We start from the raw sequence: 16,774 nt of genomic DNA on the forward strand, positions 1-16,774 counted from the left end.
GTCGCGCGAGTAAAATTCCACCGTTTGCGCGTCGGGAGAGGGATGGCTCCGGATTCTATCGACTCTTCGACTCGGCGCGCGCGGGCGGACCCTCGTGGTCCGGCACGTCGTGCGAGGGACGACCGACGCGACCGCAGGGAGCGAGGGAGGAGGGTGGGGAGGACGAGGTGCGGTTAGCGGCATGATTTGCTCAAGCCTGAAGCTAGCTTCTTCGTCCAACCGTCTCGTTCTGCAATGTGGCCGAACAGGAGCGCGATTCCCTCTTCGAAAGCCCCCGCCCGCTCGCGGTCGCTCGGCGACATCTCCTCCGCTCGCGGTCGCTCGCTCCGGAGAGCGGTCGCTGAGACGACCACGGGTCTCCGACCCGCGAGCGGGCGGCCCCTTTATCCCATCCCGCGGTTCGTCGCGTCGAGCGTTCGCTTCGGTGGTCCGTGTCACCGAGCGCGTTTCGGTTGGCTCGAAAGTCGGTCTCCTCTCCACGTTCCTACCAGCTATCGCCCACAGTACTCTTTGCCGAATCGACCGGAAAACGGTACGTGAACGAACCGCTCACCGAGGAGGCCGAAGGCAAGCGAATCGTGAGCCACGACGGCGAGACCGTCGGCACCGTCACCAAGGTGGACCAAGGCGTCGCGCACGTGGACCCCGAGGACCCCGAGACCAGCCAGCAGTACCTCGACCGGGCGGACTCCTCCGACGAGGACTACACCGTCCAAGAGACCGCAGTCGAGGAGGCCACCGCCGACGAAATCGTGTTAAAGAAGGACGGCGAGCGCTGAAGTCGGCGTTTTCTCGCCGAACTCAGAAGAACGAGAAGCCGAAGAGCGCCCACGCCGCCAGCGCGAAGCAGGGCAGGCCGAACCCGACGAACGCCGGGAGACTCCACTCTTTGACCGTGTTGCCGTCGAGCGGGCCGAACGGAATCATGTTGAACCCCGCCAGCAGGAAGTTGATGCGGACGCCCAGCGCCGCGACGCTCCCGAGCGTCCCGCCGAGCGCGAGTTCCAGCGGGAAGAACACCATCCCGAGTGCGACGTTCGTCAGCGGCCCGGCGAGCGCGATGAGGCCGTTCTCCCGGAGCGTCGAGCGACCCTGATGATAGACTGCGCCGGGCGCGGCAAAGAGGAACCCGGCAAGCGCGCCCGCGACGGCGAGAAAGAGCATGCCGTAGTCGGCGCGGAACTCCGCGACCTGCCCGAAGCGAATCGCGGTCACCTTGTGGGCCATCTCGTGAAGCAGGAAGCCCAGTCCCGCGGTGACGAGACTCGCGGGAAGCAGGCCGACCAAGACGCCGGGGCGGTAGAGAATCGTCCGGCCGCCACCGCCGAAGAACAGCGCGAACGCGACGCTCAGGGCCGCCCACGCGATGGCGATGTCCAGCAGTTCGCGCGTCCCGAACCGAATCGAGCCGACCTTCACGCCGACCGCACCTCCATCTCGGCGCTCCTCGTCATGTCAAGGTCCGCACGAGGAGGTCCGCGCTGTTCTGTGCGCCCTGTATCATCAGGTCGGTTATCTCGGCGACGCCGCCGACCTGCGAGCCGAGCAACGGCAGGATGACGAACGGGAACGCGAAACTCGCTATCATGCTCCCGATATTCGTCATCGCCACGATGGCGATGAGTCTGAACAGCGGCACGTCGAGCATCTGGGAGAGGAGGTCCCCGAGCGGGGTCTCCTCGTCGCTCATCAACTCGTTGAGTGTGGCGATATCGCTGACGTTGACCGAGGTGTACTTCAACTCGACGTAGCCCGCGAACCATCCCGGCGCGAGCAGGGGGTTGACGCTGGTGAGCCACGCGACCGCGCCGCCGACGCCCGCGGAGGTCCAGCGCGCGCCCGCCAACTTCGCCAGTCCGAACGCGAAGATGCCGTTGAACAGGAACCACGCCGCGAACACTTCCAGCAGGAGCGAGTTGCGCACGCCCGCCATGAACAGCAGGAAGAAAAACGAGAGGAAGCCCAGCGCCATCACGTAGCCGAAGATTTTGAACAGCGAGAAGCGACTCCCCGACTCGGTGCCCACCAACTCCTCCATCGGGGGCAACCGCTCGGGGTGGTCGAGATACTCCTCGATGCCCGCGCGGTGGCCCGCGCCGACGACCGCCAGCACGTCGTGGCCCGCGTCGCGCAACTGGACGAGTCGGTGGGCGATGAACGCGTCGCGCTCGTCGATGAGGGCTTCCGCACCGCCCGGCGAGAACTGGCGGAACTCCTCCATCATCGCGGTCACCACGTCTCCGTCGGTCATTTCGCTGATATCGAACTCCTCGTCTTCGTCGGGTTCGCCGATACCGACCATCGCCAGACAGAGTTCCCAGACCATCCGCAACTTCTCGAAGAAACTCATCCGCGCCCAGAATCGCTGGATGGTCATCTGGATGTCCCGGTCCACCAGCGCGACCTCGCTCCCGACCGCCTCGGCGGCGTCGATGGCGGCCTGCATGTCCGCGCCGGGTTCGATGTCGAAGCGGTCGCCCATCCGGGCCTGTACGTACGACAGCATCCAGTAGGCGAGGAACTGGAAGACCGTGTTCCCTTCGAGCAGGTCCGAGGGTTCGAGGTCTTGAGCCACCTCGCCCTGCATCTGGCGATACCTGCCCTCGTCGAGTTCGACCGCGACCACGTCGGGGCGCTCCTCGTCGATGGTCTCGCGGACCTCCTCGACGCTGTCAGCGGAGACGTGGGCGGTCCCGAGGACGTGGACGCTGCCCTCGCCGTCTCCGGCGTCCAACTCGGCTGAATCGCTCATCGTTCGCCTTACACGCTATCCCTTTTTACCGTTGTCGGTGCCGAGAGAAATACCAGCCCGCCGAGAGTTTCCCGAGTCACGAATCCGAAATCTCGGGTCTCCTCGGACGATAATTGCCGGGTTACGCGGGAGTAGGCTCGGGGTACGTTCACACCTCGAAGCGAACGTGCGAGGAGAAAAGCGAATAACCGCCGAGCGAGACGGTCCGAACGATGTCGGACACAGCGACGCTGATGGACTCGTACACCGAGATGACCGAACTCCTGTTGCCCAACGACACCAACAACCTCGGGCGGGCGCTCGGGGGTGCCGTCCTCCACTGGATGGACATCTGCGGGGCCATCGCCGCCATGCGGTTCTCGAACCACCAGTGCGTCACGGCCTCGATGGACCACGTGGACTTCATCTCGCCCATCGACCTCGGCGAGGTCGCCATCGTGGAGGCGTTCGTCTTCGACACCGGCCGGACCAGCATCGACGTGAAGGTGGACGTGCGCGCCGAGGACCCCCGGAAGGGCGAGGAGCGCGAGACGACCACCTCCTTCTTCACGTTCGTCGCGCTGGACGACGAGGGCACGCCGACCGAGGTGCCCGACCTCGACTGCCCGTCGGAGAACCAGCGGGCGCTCCGGGACGCCGCGCGCGACCAGCGCCGCGAGCAGTTGTCCGCGGTCGCCGAGAAAATCGAGACGGACGACGAGTAAGCCGAGTTAGGATTCTGTCGTCGCGTTCTCGGCGGTCGTGGTCATGTTCTCGGCTGTCGTGGTCGAGTCCTCGGCGACGGTCGTCGCGCCGGGTATCTCGGGGTTGTCGGTCTGGTCGATGGCGACGAACAGCGCGACCGGTTCGTCGGGTTGCTCGTCCTCCGGTGCCGCGAACACCGAGTAAGCGGTCCGGTTCTGGAGGCTCTCGGTGTGCGTCGAAAGGAGGGTCCCGTTGTTGCCCTCGGCCGCCTCACGGACATTCAGCGTGTAGACGCCAGACGGGACGGTGACGTACTCGGTCGCGTTGCCGAAGGTCACGTCGTCGAACAGCACCTCGCCGGTCCGGTTAACGGTCACGTCCACCGGTCCGAGGTCGGGCGAGACGTGGACGAGTCGGACCGACGCGTTGGCCCCGGTCGGCGCTCGCCGCGCGTCCGAGAGCGCGACGAGGCGGAACTCCTCGGTGGCGTTCTCGGCGACCTGCCCGATTGCCGCGACGGTGAGTCGTTCGTTGGCCGGGACCGAGAGTTGGACCTCCGAGACGGTGGTCTCGTTCTCCGCGGTGACGATGCTGACGCGATACTCGCCCTCCTGCAGGTCGAGGTAGTCGGTCACGTCGCCGAATTCGAGGTCCTGCGCGACCGTCTCGTTGCCGACTCGCACGTCCACTGCGGGCGCGTCGGCGGACATGTGCGCGATGCGAACCTGCGAGTTCTCGGGGTCCTGTACGGTCGCCGCGTTCGGATCGGCCAGCGACGCGACTGGGCCGACGCCGAGGCTGGCGACGACGAGGGCCGCGACGGCGACCGTCGTCGCCCGAACGAGCGTGGAACGGCTGTCGGTCGCGTTTCGGTCGGTGGTGTGTCTATCGGTCGTATGCCGGTCGGTCATGTCTCGGACCTGACTGTGACTCGACGGACGATAAAGCGAGGGGACGCTCCATCCCGGTAATCCGACCGAGACGAGCGCAACGGCGTGATTTCGCTCGGTCGAGTCGGCGTCGATTCGAAGAAATATCGCTTACGCGGGTTCTACCGCGCGTTTAGCTGGCGGCGAATCGCCGAACCGCGAGCGGTCCGGGGTCCGACGCTCCGTCTCCGGGACGCGATGCTACGCTTCCGTCGTCGTCTCGTCGGCCGTCTCGTTGGTCTCGCCGTTCATCGCGGTCGTCGTCTCGGCCATCTCCGTCTCGTTGCCCATCGTCGCGTCGTCGGTCGCGTTGGCGTCTACGCCGACGAAGAGGTCGAGCGACTGGTTCGCGGGCGCGTCCTCGGGCGAGGCGTACCCGGCCGCGAAGGTGGTGTACGCGGTGCCTTCGAGGAGGCTCTCGTTGAACGTGGCGACGACGGTGCCGTTGTTGTCCTCGGCGGCCGCCCGGACCTCTATCTCGTAGACGCCCGAGGGGACGGTGACGTACTCGGTCGCGTTGCCGAACGTCAGGTTCTCCGCGAGGACGGCGTCGGAGTCGGCGACGGTCACGTCCACTGGCCCGGCGTCGGGCGAGAAGTGCGCGACGCGGACCGCGGAGTCGTTACCGCTCGGCACGGCGGGGTCGGTCCGGAGGATGACCGGTGCGAACTCCTCGGTGGCGTTCTCCGAGACCTCGCCCGCGGCCGTGACGGTGTAGCTTTCGTTGGCGCGGAGCGAGACGGTCCCGTCGAAGACGGTGGTCTCGTTCTCGGCGGTGACGATGGTGACCTGATGGTCGCCGGGTTCGAGTTCCACGAACTCGGTCACGTCACCGAAATCGAGGTTCTGGAAGGCGGTCTCGTTGTCCACCCGCACGTCCACGGCGGGCGCGTCGGGCGACATGTGAGCGATGCGGACCTCCGCCGATTCGCCCTCGGCGTCTTGGGCGGTCGAGGCGACTGCTCCGTCGAGGCTGGCCACGGACCCGACGCCGAAACTGGCGGCGACGAGCAACGCGAGGCCGACGGCTACCGTGCGCGTCAGTGTCGAATTCGTTCCTGTCATACGCACCACCAGTTGTGGCATCGAGCGAAATAAAGCGCACCGACCGTCGCACCGCGTAAGCCGCGATAGAACGCCTCGAAGCCGCGATTTTCCGAGTTAGGCCGAGAAAAATGCGTCCGAAACGTGGCTTACGCCGACGTTCCCCTCGGAGCGGTACTCCTCGGCCGTTACGTCTTCTCGTGTGGTTACGTCTCCTCGGTCGTTACATCTCCTCGGTGGTCGTCTCGTTGCCCATCATCTCGGTCTCGGTTCCGTCCATCTCGGTTTCGGTCCCCATCATCTCGCCGCTCGAATCGGTGGCCAGAAGCACCTCGAAGGGCGTGTCGGCCGGTTCGTCGTCGGGCGAGAGGTAGCCAGCCGCGATGGCCGAGTACGCCGTGCCGCCCTCGACGGAGACGTTGACCGTGGTCACGACCTCGCCGTCGTTCTCCTCGGTCGCTCCTCGGATTTCGAGTTCGTAGTCGCCAGCCGGGACCTCCACGTAGTCGCTCGCGTTACCGAACGAGACGTTGTCGTACAGCACCGTGTCGGTGCCAGCGACAGTCACGTCCACCGCGGGCGCGTCGGGCGAGGCGTGGATGAGTCGGACCGTGGCGTTCTCGTCGCTGGGCATTTCGAAGTCGTCTTCGTAGACGACCGGTTCGAAGGTCTCCTCGGTCACTTCGCCGATGGCCGCGACGGTGTACATCTCACCGGCTTCGACCGAGACGTTGCCCTCGAAGACGACCGTCTCGTTCTCGGACGTTTGAATCGTTACCGTGTGTTCGCCCGCCGAGAGGGCGAGGTAGTCGCTGACGGCTCCGAACTCGACGCCTTCGAGCGCCGCTTGCCCGTCTACCAGCACGTCCACCGCGGGCGCGTCCGGCGAGAGGTGCGCGACTCTGACCTGCGCGTCCTCGTCTTGGGCGTTGTTTGCTCCGATTGCTGCGATTCCGATACCTGCGAAACTCGTCATCACCAACAGCGCGACGCCGAGCGTCGCCAGCCGTCGTGTGACAGTTGTTTGGTTCCCCCACATGCTGCACGCGGCCATCAGGACGAAGCGAACTTAAATCGACACGACCATTCACGGGCGTAACGTAGCAATAGCGACCGCGAGACAGGCGTTATCCGGGCTTATCGACGGTAGTCGCGGATGGACGGCTCCGACCCGAAAAGAAGGCGAGGACTACCCGACCGCTTCGGGCGCGGTCATGTTCATGCTCTCGGACCCCGAGTCGGTGGCCAACAGGACCTCGAAGGGCGTGTCGGCCGGTTCGTCGTCGGGCGAGAGATACCCGGCCGCGATGGCCGAGTAGGCCGTGCCACCTTCGAGCGAGACGTTGACCGTGGTCACGACCTCGCCATCGTTCTCCTCGGTCGCGGGTCGAATCTCCAGTTCGTAGTCGCCCGCCGGGACGGTCAGGTAGTCGCTGGCGTTACCGAACGAGACGTTGTCGTACAGCACCGTCTCGCCGTCCCCGACCGTCACGTCCACCGCAGGCGCGTCGGGCGAGGCGTGGATGAGTCGGACCGTGGCGTTCTCGTCGCTCGGCGTCTCGTAGTCGTCCACGTAGACGGCCGGTTCGAAGGTCTCCTCGGTCACTTCGCCGATGGCCGCGACGGTGTACATCGTCCCGGCCTCGACCGAGACCGCGCCCTCGAAGACCACGGTGTCGTTCTCGGCGGTCTGTATCGTCACCGTGCGCTCGCCCGCGGGCACCTCCAAGTACTCGCTGACGGTGCCGAACTCGACGCCTTCGAGGACCGCGTCGCCGTCTACGAGTACGTCCACCGCGGGCGCGTCCGGTGACAGGTGCGCGACCCGGACCTGCGCGGCACCGGAGTCGCTCGCGCCGCTCGTTGCTATCCCTACCCCTGCGAAACTCGTCAGCACCAGCAGGGCGACGCCGACCGTCGCCACCCGTCGCGTTTCGTTTGGTACGTTCCCCCACATACTGCGGGCGGGCCTCAGGACGAAGTGACCATAAATCGTTACGACGATTCACGGCGTAACGTGACCAAGAGCGGCGGAAATGGCGATTACGACCGCTCGTGAGCGAGACCATGACACCGGTTCCCGCGGGGAGAAAGCCGGTCCTAACTCGCCGCCGTCGTGAGCGCGAGCGCGACCGGTATCGGAGCCGACCTCCCCGAGGAGGCCCGGAAGGAATCCTTATCGGGATTGCGGGCGTACGACCCCGGCATGGGACTCGACGTGACGGTTCCGGACCCGCCCGAGTTGGCGGACGCGACGGACCTACAGGAGTACGACGACGTGGAGGTGCAGGGCGATACCGACTACCGCCGCGATGAGTTAGAGGAGTTCCTGCGCGAGGGCGCGTGGGACGAGGCGTTCGGCGAGTGGTCCGAACACACCGACTTGGACGAGTCGGAGTTCGACATCGCCACCGACCTCGACCTGTTCCGGGAGTTCGACTTCTTCTGGGACGACTTCGCCGACAGGGTGGGCTACCACGCGCCCGGCATCCCCGAGGACTGGAAAGCGCGGGACTACCACCCCGACCTCGACTCGTGGAACGCCGTCTCGGGCATCAACGCCGCGATGACCGAACTCGGACAGGTGGTCTGTGACACGCTCGAAACCGACTACATCGACTGGGAAGCCGACTACGAGGCCCCCGAGGACCTGCCGGACTTCGACGCCTGACCACGGACTCGTTCTCTTTCGTTTCCTTTCGCGGCGTTCTCAGCGGTCCTCCGGCGCGGCGAGGCTGACCGCCCGCGCGCTCGCGGCGTCCGCTGAGACGACGAACGTCCAGTCCGCTTCGCCGGTCGCCCGGAGGTCCGAGACCGCGATTCGCTCGTCGGGCAGTCGCCCGAGGAGTTCGACCGCGAACGGCAGGGTCGGCACCCGGCCGTCCACGCTGTCGAAGGCGTACTCCTCGACGGTGACCGTCCACGACCCGCCGGTCTCCTCGGCGTCGGTGCCGCCGACCGCGGCGCTCTCCTCGGCCGCGTCGTTCCGGACGACAGCGTAGTCGCCGACCAGCGAGAGGTCGTCGAGACGCGCGAGCGTCGCGGCCACGGGGTCTTCGTCCCGCGGTGTCTCCCGCTCGTCGCTCGCGCCGAGGAGGTCCGCGGCGACCCGCAGGACCTCGCCCTGCCGGTCGGGGGCAAGTCGGGCGTCGAGTTCGCTCGCGGCCGTCGAGAGCAAGACGAGACAGAGTTCGTCGGGGTCGGTCACCGACTCGGCGGAGTGGAGATACGCCTCCAAGACGGCGCGTTCGACTTCCTCCTCGCCGAGGTCCGAGAGCGCCTCGAACACCGCGGCCGCCACGTCGTGACAGAAGTCCGACGCCGAGGCGGCGTCGCTCGTCTCGTCGGCGACCGGAACCGGGTCCACCGGTCCCGACGCGCCGGGTTCCTCCGAGACTACGAGGTCGTAGTGAGCGAGTCGCGGGTCGTAGCGCCGGAGTTGAGCGCGGTACTCAGTGGCGAGTTCGGCGGCCCGAGCCGCGGTCTCGCGCGTGGGGAATCGTTTACCCGCGACCGGGACCGGTCGCTCGCCGGTCCGGGCACAGCTCACGTAAAACCGTCCGTCGTCGTCGTGTCGGTCCGCGATGCGTTCTCGCAGGTCCCGTAGCGTTCCGCCGACCATTTTAGGCTTGCCTAAAATGTGGGGCGACAAGTAAATTCCGGTTCCAGAACGGTCAGAACTGCGATACCTCGCGCTCCCGCGGGTACGCCTCCGGTACGCCGAACCCGGCGTCGCGCAGGGTCTCGCGTGCGGCCCCGAGCGCGCGGACCCACTCGCGTCCGCGCGGCGTGCGACCGGTCGCGGCGTACCGAATCGGCGCTCCGCGGACCGTCCGGTCGGCGAGTTCGAGGGTCTCCTCGGCGTACTCGTCGGCGAGTTCGGGGTTCGAGAAGTCGATTCCGTCGGGGAGGCTGAGATACGGCAGGTCGTGTTCGACCGCCATGTTCCGGTAGGCGAACGCGGCGTCGATGCCGCCCGCTTCGAGGGTCCGGAGGAGACCGGTCTCGGGGAACACGTCGATTCGGTCCGCGAGCGCGTCGGCGTCGATGCCGTCGGCGAGTTCGAGCGCCATCACCGTCCGGTAGCCCAACGGGTCGCGGTCGGGGTCGGTCCGGCCCAGCGCGAGGTCGCGGTCGGCGACGAGTGCCCGCCAGTCGTCGTACCGGTCGGCTAGCTCCTCGCGGACGGCGACGACCAGCGCGTTCGTGGCGAAGCAGGTCACGCGCTCGGCGAGACCGGCGAAGAGGGCAGGGTCGGCCAGCGCCACCGCGTCGGGGTCCCGCAGGCCGTCTTCGAGGAGGCGACGGCAGGCGACGCTCCCGTGGGCCTCGACGCTGGCGTCGCCGACGGCGTTGGCGATTCGGTGGAGGCTTCCGGCGACCAGCGCGTTCGGCCTGCCCGCCGACGCGCCCGCCCGGTCGTCGCTCCGGTCGGCGTTCTCCTTTGGCGGGGAGTCCCGTCCCTCCTCGGCGTCGCCGTCGGCGTTCGAGAGGGCCGCGAGCGCCCCTACGCTCGCGGCGCTCCCGACCGCGAGCGCGCCCGCGCCGCGCCGGAGGAGTTCGCGCCGACTCGACATAGACGTAACTATTCTAGCCTACGTCAAAATATCTTCGTAACTGTTTATAGTTACGCGGGTGCCCCGGTATCGGGCGACCTCGCGTCGGATGGCCGAACCGACGGGCGAATCGCTTCGGACGCGCCGCCCTCGAAGAGTCGCGTCGTCACTCGTGTCCCGACACGGGTATCGAGAGCGATGTCTTCGAGCAATCCGTGAATGTCTTCAGTCTCACATGTCGTTTCTCGTCAGCGTTCCACGGGCGGATTCGACTTTCGCTCACTCCCGGACCGGACTGAACGCTCCCGCGGATTCAAGAGGGAGAGCGTCGAGTGAGAGTGTATGGCGAAGGAGGGGGACATCGCAGTCGTACACTACACGGGGCGCATCGCGGACGGCGAGGAGACCGGAGAAGTCTTCGACACGACGGACGTGGACGTGGCGATGGAGACCGGCATCTACCACGGCCACCGCGACTACAAGCCGCTGGAGTTCCGCGTCGGCGAGCGGAAGGTCGTGGCCGGGTTGGACGACGCGGTTCGGGAGATGGCGGTCGGCGACGAACGCACCGTCACGGTCGAACCCGAGCGCGCGTTCGGCGAGCGCGACGAGGAGAAGGTCGTCCAGTTCCCGCGGGCCGACCTCGAAGACCGGAGCGACGTGACCGCCGAACCCGGCGAACTCGTCCGGTCGGAGACCGGCGAGACCGGTTGGATAACCGAGGTCGGCGACGAGACGGTCACGGTGGACTTCAACCACGAACTCGCGGGGTTACCCGTCGAGTTCGACGTGAAAGTGCTGAATCGCTACGACGACGGGTGAGAATTCTCGAAGCGGGAGTGTTTGGTCGAGTAGATAGAGTCGTGAACGAGAGTGGATGGAATTCGAAAGCCCTCGCGGTCCTCGCGGTCGCTCAACGGGATATTTCGCCCGCGCAGAACTGCGCGGGCGAAATAAGGCCGCGTTGAGACGACTAAATGAACGCGAGGCCCGCTCGCCCTTTCAGTCCGCCGAGGGATGCGGTTTGTTCCACCGGTCGAAACCGGTCGGTAGATGCGCGTATCTGAGCATCAGAATCGAAATCAGAAGAGAAGAGTTACGAGGAAGTCGTCGTCTGCATCCCTTCGGTGGTCGTCTCTTCGCCCTCGGTCGTCGTCTGCCCGCCGCCTCCCTCGGTCGTCTGACCGCCGTCGGACTGGACCGTGACGTTCACGCCGTGGGGTTCGTAGGCGGTGTTGGCGTAGCCGTCTACGTTCCACGGGAACATGTCGTCCCGAATCTGGCGCAGGCCTTGGTCCGGGTTCGAGATGGTCGCCGGTTGAGTCCGGCCCTTCCCGTCGGTCGCCCGCGAGTAGAGGGTGTACTCGCCGGGGCTGGCGTCCCAGACGTACCGGAACTGCCGCCACGAGTACGGTCCCTGCCGCGGGCCGAAGAACTCCGCCTCGTTCCACGTCTCGCCGCCGTCGGTCGATATCTCGACGCGCTGAACTCGGTCGTCGCCCGCCCACGCCACGCCGAGGACCTCTATCTGGCCGTCCGGGCCGGGCGAGACCGTCGAGTCCAGCGTCGGGTAGCCGATGAGCGACTTGACTATCTGGTCGTAGATGAACGGCTGGTCGATGCCCCGCGAGTCCATCTGGCGCTGGGTGTCGAAGACGCCGATTCGGGGGCGAGTGTTGGCCTCCTCGCCCGCCGGGATGATGCGGTAGGAGTACTGTTGCCAGTGGGTGTAGAGTTGCTGGTCGCCCTCCTCCCACTCGTCGCCGAACACCATCTGGTCCATGACGTGCATCCGGTCTACCCACTTGACGTTGTTGTTGCCGAACCAACCGGGCACCAGCAGTCGCACCGGAAAGCCGTGGTCGTCGTTCATCGGCGCGCCGTTCATCTCGTAGGCCAGCAGGCAGTCGGCCATCACCTTCCGCATCGGAATCGAGCGCGTGAAGATGTCCTCGCCCTCCGGGGCCTCGCCGCCCATCACGGAGAGCCACATGTTCCGGTCGGTGTTCGCGCCGTACTCCTCTAAAATCTCGCTGATGGGCGTGCCGGTCCAGACCGTGTTCCCGACCGCGCCGAACGTCCACGGGTTGCCCCCGACCTGCGGGTCGAAGTACGCCCGGCCGTTGCCCGAACACTGCATGGTGTGGGTGACGGTCTCGGTGGAGTACTCCCGCTTTATCTCGTCCATCGAGAGTTCGACCTCCTCGTCTACCATCCCGGTCAGCGAGACGGTCCACTCGTCTTCGTCTATCTCCGGCGTCGCGTAGTGGTTCCGGATGTAGTGTTCTTCGCGCGGCGTGATGAAACTCTCGTAGGTGCTTCGCGACTGGGCCTCGGCGTTCTGCGGGTCCGCGGAGATGATGCGCAGGCCGGGGTACTGCTCGGCCAGCGGCGGTTCCTGCTGGCCGCCCTGTCCGCCGCCCTGCGTCGTGGTCCCTTGACCGCCCTGCTGTCCGCTTTCCGTGGTCGTCTCCTGTCCACCGACGTTCCCCGCGAGGACGCCGACGCCCGCGAGCGTCCCCGAAGCCATCAGGAAGCGCCGCCTGTTCAGATAGCGGTCCCTCGACCTCGCGTCGTCTTTCGTTCGCGCTCCGTCTCTCGTTCGCGTTTCCTCTCTCGTCCGCTCGCCGCCTGTCGTTTTCGGGTCGTCGGTTCTCCCGTCGTCTCCCGTTCCCCTGTCTCCCCCTGACATACGACCAACTGGTTCGGCGGATTTCGGCTTAACGTTCCGCCTGAGGTGTTCGGAGCGAAGTGATAAATCGAATGGCTGTCTCGGGAGAACTATTCGGTCACGACGACGGTGCCTATCATCCCCTCGCCGGTGTGCGGGACGCAGACGTAGACGTACTCGCCGGGCACCGAGAAGACGTGTTCGTAGGTCTCGCCCTCGGCGACGACGCGGTAGGACTCGCCCTCGGGGTAGGACGCGAACGGCTCTGCGCCCTCGGGGATGGACACCTGTCGGGCGGCCTCGGGCCGCGCCGAGACGTTGTGTCCGGCGCTCTCGAAGTTCCAGCGGACGGTTCCCCCGACCGGAATCTCGACGCGCTCGGGCACGAACCGAAAGTAGTTGCCCGACGGCCCGACCGCGACCTCCGCCACGTCGCCCGATGCGCTCCCGTCGCCGGACGCGTTCCCGTCGCCTGTCGTGGTCTCGGCGGCGGTCTCCTCGCCCTCGGTCGTCGCTTCGGTGGTGTCGGCCGCCGTCGTTTCCGCCTCGGTCGTCGTCGGGAACCCCTCGCCCAACTCGACTGCGGCCCGCATCTCGTCGGGGTGGAACTCACACTCGTAACTGGCCAACTCCTCGCGCGCCCGGAACCGGGTCGCCCGCGTCGCGCCCTGCTGGGCGGACTCCTCGGTCCGGTTGACGACGTTGCCGCCGCCGTCGAGGAGCCTCAGTCTGTGTCGCGCTCCGTCGAGGTTCACCCAGACGACGCGGTAGCGGTCGCCCTGCCGCAACCGGAGCGTCGGGTTCTGCTGGCCCTCTATCGCTCGCGGCTGGAGGCCGAGCCAGTAGTCGCGTCGCGCCCCGAGGAGAACCGTCGTTCGGTCGGCCTGCGCCGCCGCCCCCACGCTCGCGGCGCGCGGCGCGGCCGACAGCGCGGCGACTCCGCCGAGCGCGCGCAGGACGCTCCGCCTGTCGGTCGCACTCGTCGGCTCGTCGCGGCCGGTCGATTCGTCTCCGTCGCTCTCACTGCTGTCTCCCCCCATAACCGAGCGTACCGTCGGTGCTGTCCGGGAAAAGGGTTCGGGTGGTTCGCGGTCCGCGGCGTCGGTCGGTACGTCCGGGCCGACAGCCCGGATGCGCTCTCACGGCCGGTTTTCGTTGACTCGTTACTGGGTCGTCGTGGCGGCGCTCCGAGCGTACTGACCGACGTACCGGGAGCGCGCGACGGCGTTGCGCATCACCGCATCGACGACCTGCTGGTACCCCGCGCCGGGGTCTAACTCCAGCGGCGCTTCGAGCGCGTAGAGGCTGAACAGGTAGGTGTGTCGCGGGTCGCCCTCCGGCGGACACGGGCCGACGTAGCCCAGTTCCCCGGTGCCGTTCGCGCCCTGCACCGCGCCGCCGAGGTCCGAAAGCGTCTCGCTCGCCGGGAGATTCGCGGGAATCTCTCGGGTGTCGGCTGGGACGTTCCAGAGCAACCAGTGGACGAACGGCGGGTTCGGCGCGTCCGGGTCGTCCATAATCAGCGCGAACGCCTCGGTCTCGTCGGGCGGATTCGAGATGGAGAGGGGCGGTGAACTGTTCTCGCCCTCGCAGGTGTACTGGGTCGGAATCGTCGCCCCGTTCTCCCACGCGTCGGTCGAGAGCGCGAACGCTCCGTCCTCGGCGGTCGTCCCGGTCTCCTCGGTCGCGGTCCCTTCCCCCTCGGTCGTCGTCTCCTGTGCCTCCGTCGTGGTCTCCTGCCCGTCGCGGCTCCCACTCGCGGCCATCGCTCCGGTCCCCCCAATCGTCGCGGCCGCCGCGGCCGAGCGCAGTAGCGTGCGTCTGCGCATGGTCCTCCGTTCGTCGTCGTCCGCAAAGCGATTTGGGGCCTCGCCGAGGAGTCCCCACGCCGACAAGACGGCGTCTCAGTCTCTCGATAGTCACTATCTTTAGTCGGAAGCCAAAACGGAAACATATAGCCGCCTCGGGAGGCGGCACGTGACACTATGACACCGACACAGTCCCCCGACACGCACCTCCGCGACGATTCGTCCGGCGGCCGGTCGCGTCGCGCGTTCTTGGCTACCGCCGGGAGCGCCGCGGTCGGCGTCGGTCTGGCCGGTTGTAGCGGTAGCGCACCGAGAGCCGAATCGTCGTCGGCCGACCGGACGTTCCAGATGGTCGGCAGTTCGATTCGAACGCTCGACCCCGCGGCCGCCACCGACAACGAATCGGCCACCGTCGTCTCGCAACTGTTCGACGGGTTGGTCCACTACCCGAAGGGCGACCCCGACCCCGAACTTCTGCTGGCCGACGACCACCGGGTCTCCGAGGACGGCACCGTCCACACCTTCGAGTTGGACCCTGAGGCGACGTTCTCGGACGGCCGGTCGGTGACGGCGGCCGACGTGGTGTACTCCTTCGAGCGCATCGCGGCCTCGGAGAACTCGACCTCGGCGAGCGACCTCCTCGACGTGCTGGGCGTCGAACACGGGACTCGGACCGTCGAGACCGACGACGGCACGGCCGAGGAGTACGCTCCCGGCACGCTCGGCGTCGAGGCCGTGGACGACCGAACCGTCGAGATTCTCCTCTCCGAGCCGTTCCACGCGGCGTTAGGCGTGCTGGCCTACCCCTCCTTCGCGGTCGTCCCGGAGGGCGTCGTCGGCGACGTGCCGGGCTACGACGGCGAGATGAGTCAAGACGAGTTCGCCACCGAGAACCCCATCGGCGCGGGACCGTTCACCTTCGAGACGTGGGAGAAGGACGTAGAGTACGCGGTTTCGGCGCGCGACGACTACCGCGGCGACGGGCCGTACGTGGACGGCATCCGCTGGCAAGTCACGAGCGACCCCTCGGCGTCGTACATCTACGCCATCAACGAGAACGCCGACGCCTTCTGGGTACCCAGCGGGAAGTTCGACCGGAGCCTCGTCACAATCGAGTCCACCGACGAGCAGGGCCGGAAGGTCGGCACCTACGGCCCGCTCCCCGAGAACGGGAAGACGGTCCAGTACCATCAGGTCCCGCTGACGTGGACCTACTACCTCGGGTTCAACACCGAGCAGGTCGAGAAGCCAGTCCGGCAGGCCATCGCGTACGTCCTGAACCAGCAGACGCAGGTCGAGAAAGTCCACGAGGGGCGCGGGTCGCGGGCGGCCCATCTCACGCCGCCGGGTCTCTACCCCGGCGGGAACGCGGCGTACCGGGACCACGCCGAACGGTACCCCTACGGACTCACCGAGACGCGCTTCGAGGCCGCCAAAGCGGTCCTCGCCGACGCGGGGTACGGCCCGGACAACCCCGCGAGCGTTCGGCTCACCGTCTACGAGGTGGCGGCGTGGAAGGAGACGGCGACGCTCCTGCGGGACAAACTCGCTCGCGTCGGCATCGACCTGACCGTCGAGCAGTCGCCGTTCTCCGCCATCGCCGAGCGCGGCCGGAACGGGCAACTCGACGCCTTCTCCTACGGGTGGACGATGGACTACCCATCGCCCGACAGCTTCCTCAAGATTCTCTACCCGCCCTCGTCGGACACCTACTTCTTCCGGTGGGGCGACACGCCCGCCGCCGAGCGCGCGACGGCGGCGTGGGAGCGCGTCCTCGACCACCCGTCCGCGAGCGAGCGCGACCGGCAGGCCCGCGTCGAGGCCTACCGCGAGATGGAGACCGCTAACTGGGAGGACGTGGTTGCACTCCCGCTCCATCATCCGGTCGGCGAGGGGTTCTACTACGATTGGGTGGACGTGCCCAAGACCGGCGCGGCCGGATTCTCGAAGCACAAGTACAACCACGTCGAAGTCGGCGAGCGAGAGTAGCACACGCGACGGTCGTCGAGCGAGACCGACACAGGGGTCCCGCGACTCCGCGCCGCCGACCGGACCGACCTCGCGAGTCGCGGCAAACCCCGCGGCAGGAGTCTCATTTATCAAGTGGGCACGCGTCTCTTCGACCAATGGTCGAACTGGACCCGCCGAGCGAACGGGAGTGTCAGCGATGCGGTCGTCGGGACGTGTGGGACCCCGACGAGACGACGTGGCGAATCGACGGCGCGGCGCGCGCCGGGAACCCCCACTGCATCCACGAGTGGGACATCAACGGCGCGTATCGCCCGATTCGGGACTGACGACGGGGCCTCCGACGACCGGAGTCTCCTCGA

General features: G+C 67.1%; 17 protein-coding genes. 6 read left to right on the forward strand and 11 right to left on the reverse strand.

The features are described 5' to 3' along the window. The first annotated feature begins 536 nt into the window (after nucleotides 1-536). Nucleotides 537-779, forward strand: a complete 243-nt coding sequence (locus tag EPL00_RS13250) for a PRC-barrel domain containing protein (protein ID WP_135854634.1) — start codon at nucleotides 537-539, stop codon at nucleotides 777-779. Nucleotides 780-801: 22 nt separating this feature from the next. Here the strand turns inward: EPL00_RS13250 and EPL00_RS13255 are convergent, their stop codons facing one another. Both EPL00_RS13255 and EPL00_RS13260 read right to left on the reverse strand, forming a co-directional pair. Further along, a complete protein-coding gene (locus EPL00_RS13255; protein ID WP_238398205.1) occupies nucleotides 802-1,404 on the reverse strand; it encodes a metalloprotease in 603 nt (200 codons plus the stop codon). Nucleotides 1,405-1,450: 46 nt separating this feature from the next. Continuing rightward, the gene (locus EPL00_RS13260; RefSeq protein WP_135854636.1) at nucleotides 1,451-2,752 is read right to left on the reverse strand and encodes a TraB/GumN family protein; all 1,302 of its coding nucleotides are present in this window, start codon (nucleotides 2,750-2,752) and stop codon (nucleotides 1,451-1,453) included. 212 nt (nucleotides 2,753-2,964) lie between these two features. Between EPL00_RS13260 and EPL00_RS13265 the strand changes: the two genes are divergently transcribed. After that, nucleotides 2,965-3,456, forward strand: a complete 492-nt coding sequence (locus tag EPL00_RS13265) for an acyl-CoA thioesterase (RefSeq protein ID WP_135854637.1) — start codon at nucleotides 2,965-2,967, stop codon at nucleotides 3,454-3,456. Between the two features lie 6 nt (nucleotides 3,457-3,462). On the opposite strand, the gene EPL00_RS13270 is transcribed toward EPL00_RS13265, so the two are convergent. The 4 genes from EPL00_RS13270 to EPL00_RS13285 all read right to left on the reverse strand — a co-directional run bounded on the left by EPL00_RS13270 (nucleotide 3,463) and on the right by EPL00_RS13285 (nucleotide 7,366). Next, nucleotides 3,463-4,347: a DUF4397 domain-containing protein gene (locus EPL00_RS13270; protein ID WP_135854638.1), complete on the reverse strand. Its 885-nt coding sequence runs from the start codon at nucleotides 4,345-4,347 to the stop codon at nucleotides 3,463-3,465. A gap of 219 nt (nucleotides 4,348-4,566) precedes the next feature. Next, a complete protein-coding gene (locus tag EPL00_RS13275) occupies nucleotides 4,567-5,430 on the reverse strand; it encodes a DUF4397 domain-containing protein (protein ID WP_162224218.1) in 864 nt (287 codons plus the stop codon). A 202-nt stretch (nucleotides 5,431-5,632) separates the two neighbouring features. Continuing rightward, a complete protein-coding gene (locus EPL00_RS13280) occupies nucleotides 5,633-6,463 on the reverse strand; it encodes a DUF4397 domain-containing protein (protein WP_135854640.1) in 831 nt (276 codons plus the stop codon). A 135-nt stretch (nucleotides 6,464-6,598) separates the two neighbouring features. Then, nucleotides 6,599-7,366 carry a DUF4397 domain-containing protein gene (locus tag EPL00_RS13285; RefSeq protein ID WP_135854641.1) on the reverse strand — a complete coding sequence of 256 codons (768 nt, stop codon included), beginning with the start codon at nucleotides 7,364-7,366 and terminating at the stop codon, nucleotides 6,599-6,601. Nucleotides 7,367-7,615: 249 nt separating this feature from the next. Here EPL00_RS13285 and EPL00_RS13290 point away from each other — a divergent pair, with 249 nt between their 5' ends. Then, entirely contained in the window at nucleotides 7,616-8,080 is a 465-nt protein-coding gene (locus EPL00_RS13290) for a hypothetical protein (RefSeq protein ID WP_135854696.1), read from the forward strand. A gap of 39 nt (nucleotides 8,081-8,119) precedes the next feature. Here the strand turns inward: EPL00_RS13290 and EPL00_RS13295 are convergent, their stop codons facing one another. After that, a complete protein-coding gene (locus EPL00_RS13295; RefSeq protein WP_135854642.1) occupies nucleotides 8,120-9,031 on the reverse strand; it encodes a DUF7551 domain-containing protein in 912 nt (303 codons plus the stop codon). A 52-nt stretch (nucleotides 9,032-9,083) separates the two neighbouring features. Further along, entirely contained in the window at nucleotides 9,084-9,986 is a 903-nt protein-coding gene (locus EPL00_RS13300; protein ID WP_135854643.1) for a substrate-binding domain-containing protein, read from the reverse strand. A gap of 321 nt (nucleotides 9,987-10,307) precedes the next feature. On the opposite strand from EPL00_RS13300, the gene EPL00_RS13305 reads away from it, so the two are divergent. Further along, nucleotides 10,308-10,787 (forward strand): FKBP-type peptidyl-prolyl cis-trans isomerase, encoded by a 480-nt coding sequence (locus tag EPL00_RS13305; protein WP_135854644.1) that lies wholly within the window; start codon nucleotides 10,308-10,310, stop codon nucleotides 10,785-10,787. Nucleotides 10,788-11,061: 274 nt separating this feature from the next. On the opposite strand, the gene EPL00_RS13310 is transcribed toward EPL00_RS13305, so the two are convergent. The 3 genes from EPL00_RS13310 to EPL00_RS13320 form a co-directional block, all read right to left on the reverse strand. After that, nucleotides 11,062-12,495 (reverse strand): sulfite oxidase, encoded by a 1,434-nt coding sequence (locus EPL00_RS13310; RefSeq protein ID WP_135854645.1) that lies wholly within the window; start codon nucleotides 12,493-12,495, stop codon nucleotides 11,062-11,064. 251 nt (nucleotides 12,496-12,746) lie between these two features. Beyond that, on the reverse strand, nucleotides 12,747-13,676 hold the full coding sequence (locus EPL00_RS23820) for a cupredoxin domain-containing protein (protein ID WP_238398200.1): 930 nt from the start codon (nucleotides 13,674-13,676) through the stop codon (nucleotides 12,747-12,749). 123 nt (nucleotides 13,677-13,799) lie between these two features. After that, the gene (locus EPL00_RS13320; RefSeq protein WP_202932640.1) at nucleotides 13,800-14,465 is read right to left on the reverse strand and encodes a YbhB/YbcL family Raf kinase inhibitor-like protein; all 666 of its coding nucleotides are present in this window, start codon (nucleotides 14,463-14,465) and stop codon (nucleotides 13,800-13,802) included. A gap of 156 nt (nucleotides 14,466-14,621) precedes the next feature. Between EPL00_RS13320 and EPL00_RS13325 the strand changes: the two genes are divergently transcribed. Then, on the forward strand, nucleotides 14,622-16,433 hold the full coding sequence (locus EPL00_RS13325; protein ID WP_135854646.1) for an ABC transporter substrate-binding protein: 1,812 nt from the start codon (nucleotides 14,622-14,624) through the stop codon (nucleotides 16,431-16,433). Between the two features lie 137 nt (nucleotides 16,434-16,570). After that, entirely contained in the window at nucleotides 16,571-16,741 is a 171-nt protein-coding gene (locus EPL00_RS23585) for an HEWD family protein (protein WP_202932641.1), read from the forward strand. Nucleotides 16,742-16,774 lie beyond the last annotated feature (33 nt).

The organism is Halorussus salinus (assembly GCF_004765815.2).
In the GTDB taxonomy this organism is placed as follows: Archaea; Halobacteriota; Halobacteria; order Halobacteriales; family Haladaptataceae; genus Halorussus; species Halorussus salinus.

What these genes read in the sequence shown, in the direction of transcription:
- EPL00_RS13260 (WP_135854636.1), bottom strand. Translation starts at nt 2,752, where the DNA reads ATGAGCGATTCAGCCGAGTTGGACGCCGGAGACGGCGAGGGCAGCGTC.
- EPL00_RS13275 (WP_162224218.1), bottom strand. Translation starts at nt 5,430, where the DNA reads ATGACAGGAACGAATTCGACACTGACGCGCACGGTAGCCGTCGGCCTC.
- EPL00_RS13320 (WP_202932640.1), bottom strand. Translation starts at nt 14,465, where the DNA reads ATGCGCAGACGCACGCTACTGCGCTCGGCCGCGGCGGCCGCGACGATT.
- EPL00_RS13305 (WP_135854644.1), top strand. Translation starts at nt 10,308, where the DNA reads ATGGCGAAGGAGGGGGACATCGCAGTCGTACACTACACGGGGCGCATC.
- EPL00_RS13265 (WP_135854637.1), top strand. Translation starts at nt 2,965, where the DNA reads ATGTCGGACACAGCGACGCTGATGGACTCGTACACCGAGATGACCGAA.
- EPL00_RS13270 (WP_135854638.1), bottom strand. Translation starts at nt 4,347, where the DNA reads ATGACCGACCGGCATACGACCGATAGACACACCACCGACCGAAACGCG.
- EPL00_RS23585 (WP_202932641.1), top strand. Translation starts at nt 16,571, where the DNA reads ATGGTCGAACTGGACCCGCCGAGCGAACGGGAGTGTCAGCGATGCGGT.
- EPL00_RS13280 (WP_135854640.1), bottom strand. Translation starts at nt 6,463, where the DNA reads ATGGCCGCGTGCAGCATGTGGGGGAACCAAACAACTGTCACACGACGG.
- EPL00_RS23820 (WP_238398200.1), bottom strand. Translation starts at nt 13,676, where the DNA reads ATGGGGGGAGACAGCAGTGAGAGCGACGGAGACGAATCGACCGGCCGC.
- EPL00_RS13285 (WP_135854641.1), bottom strand. Translation starts at nt 7,366, where the DNA reads ATGTGGGGGAACGTACCAAACGAAACGCGACGGGTGGCGACGGTCGGC.
- EPL00_RS13295 (WP_135854642.1), bottom strand. Translation starts at nt 9,031, where the DNA reads ATGGTCGGCGGAACGCTACGGGACCTGCGAGAACGCATCGCGGACCGA.
- EPL00_RS13290 (WP_135854696.1), top strand. Translation starts at nt 7,616, where the DNA reads ATGGGACTCGACGTGACGGTTCCGGACCCGCCCGAGTTGGCGGACGCG.
- EPL00_RS13310 (WP_135854645.1), bottom strand. Translation starts at nt 12,495, where the DNA reads ATGGCTTCGGGGACGCTCGCGGGCGTCGGCGTCCTCGCGGGGAACGTC.
- EPL00_RS13325 (WP_135854646.1), top strand. Translation starts at nt 14,622, where the DNA reads ATGACACCGACACAGTCCCCCGACACGCACCTCCGCGACGATTCGTCC.
- EPL00_RS13300 (WP_135854643.1), bottom strand. Translation starts at nt 9,986, where the DNA reads ATGTCGAGTCGGCGCGAACTCCTCCGGCGCGGCGCGGGCGCGCTCGCG.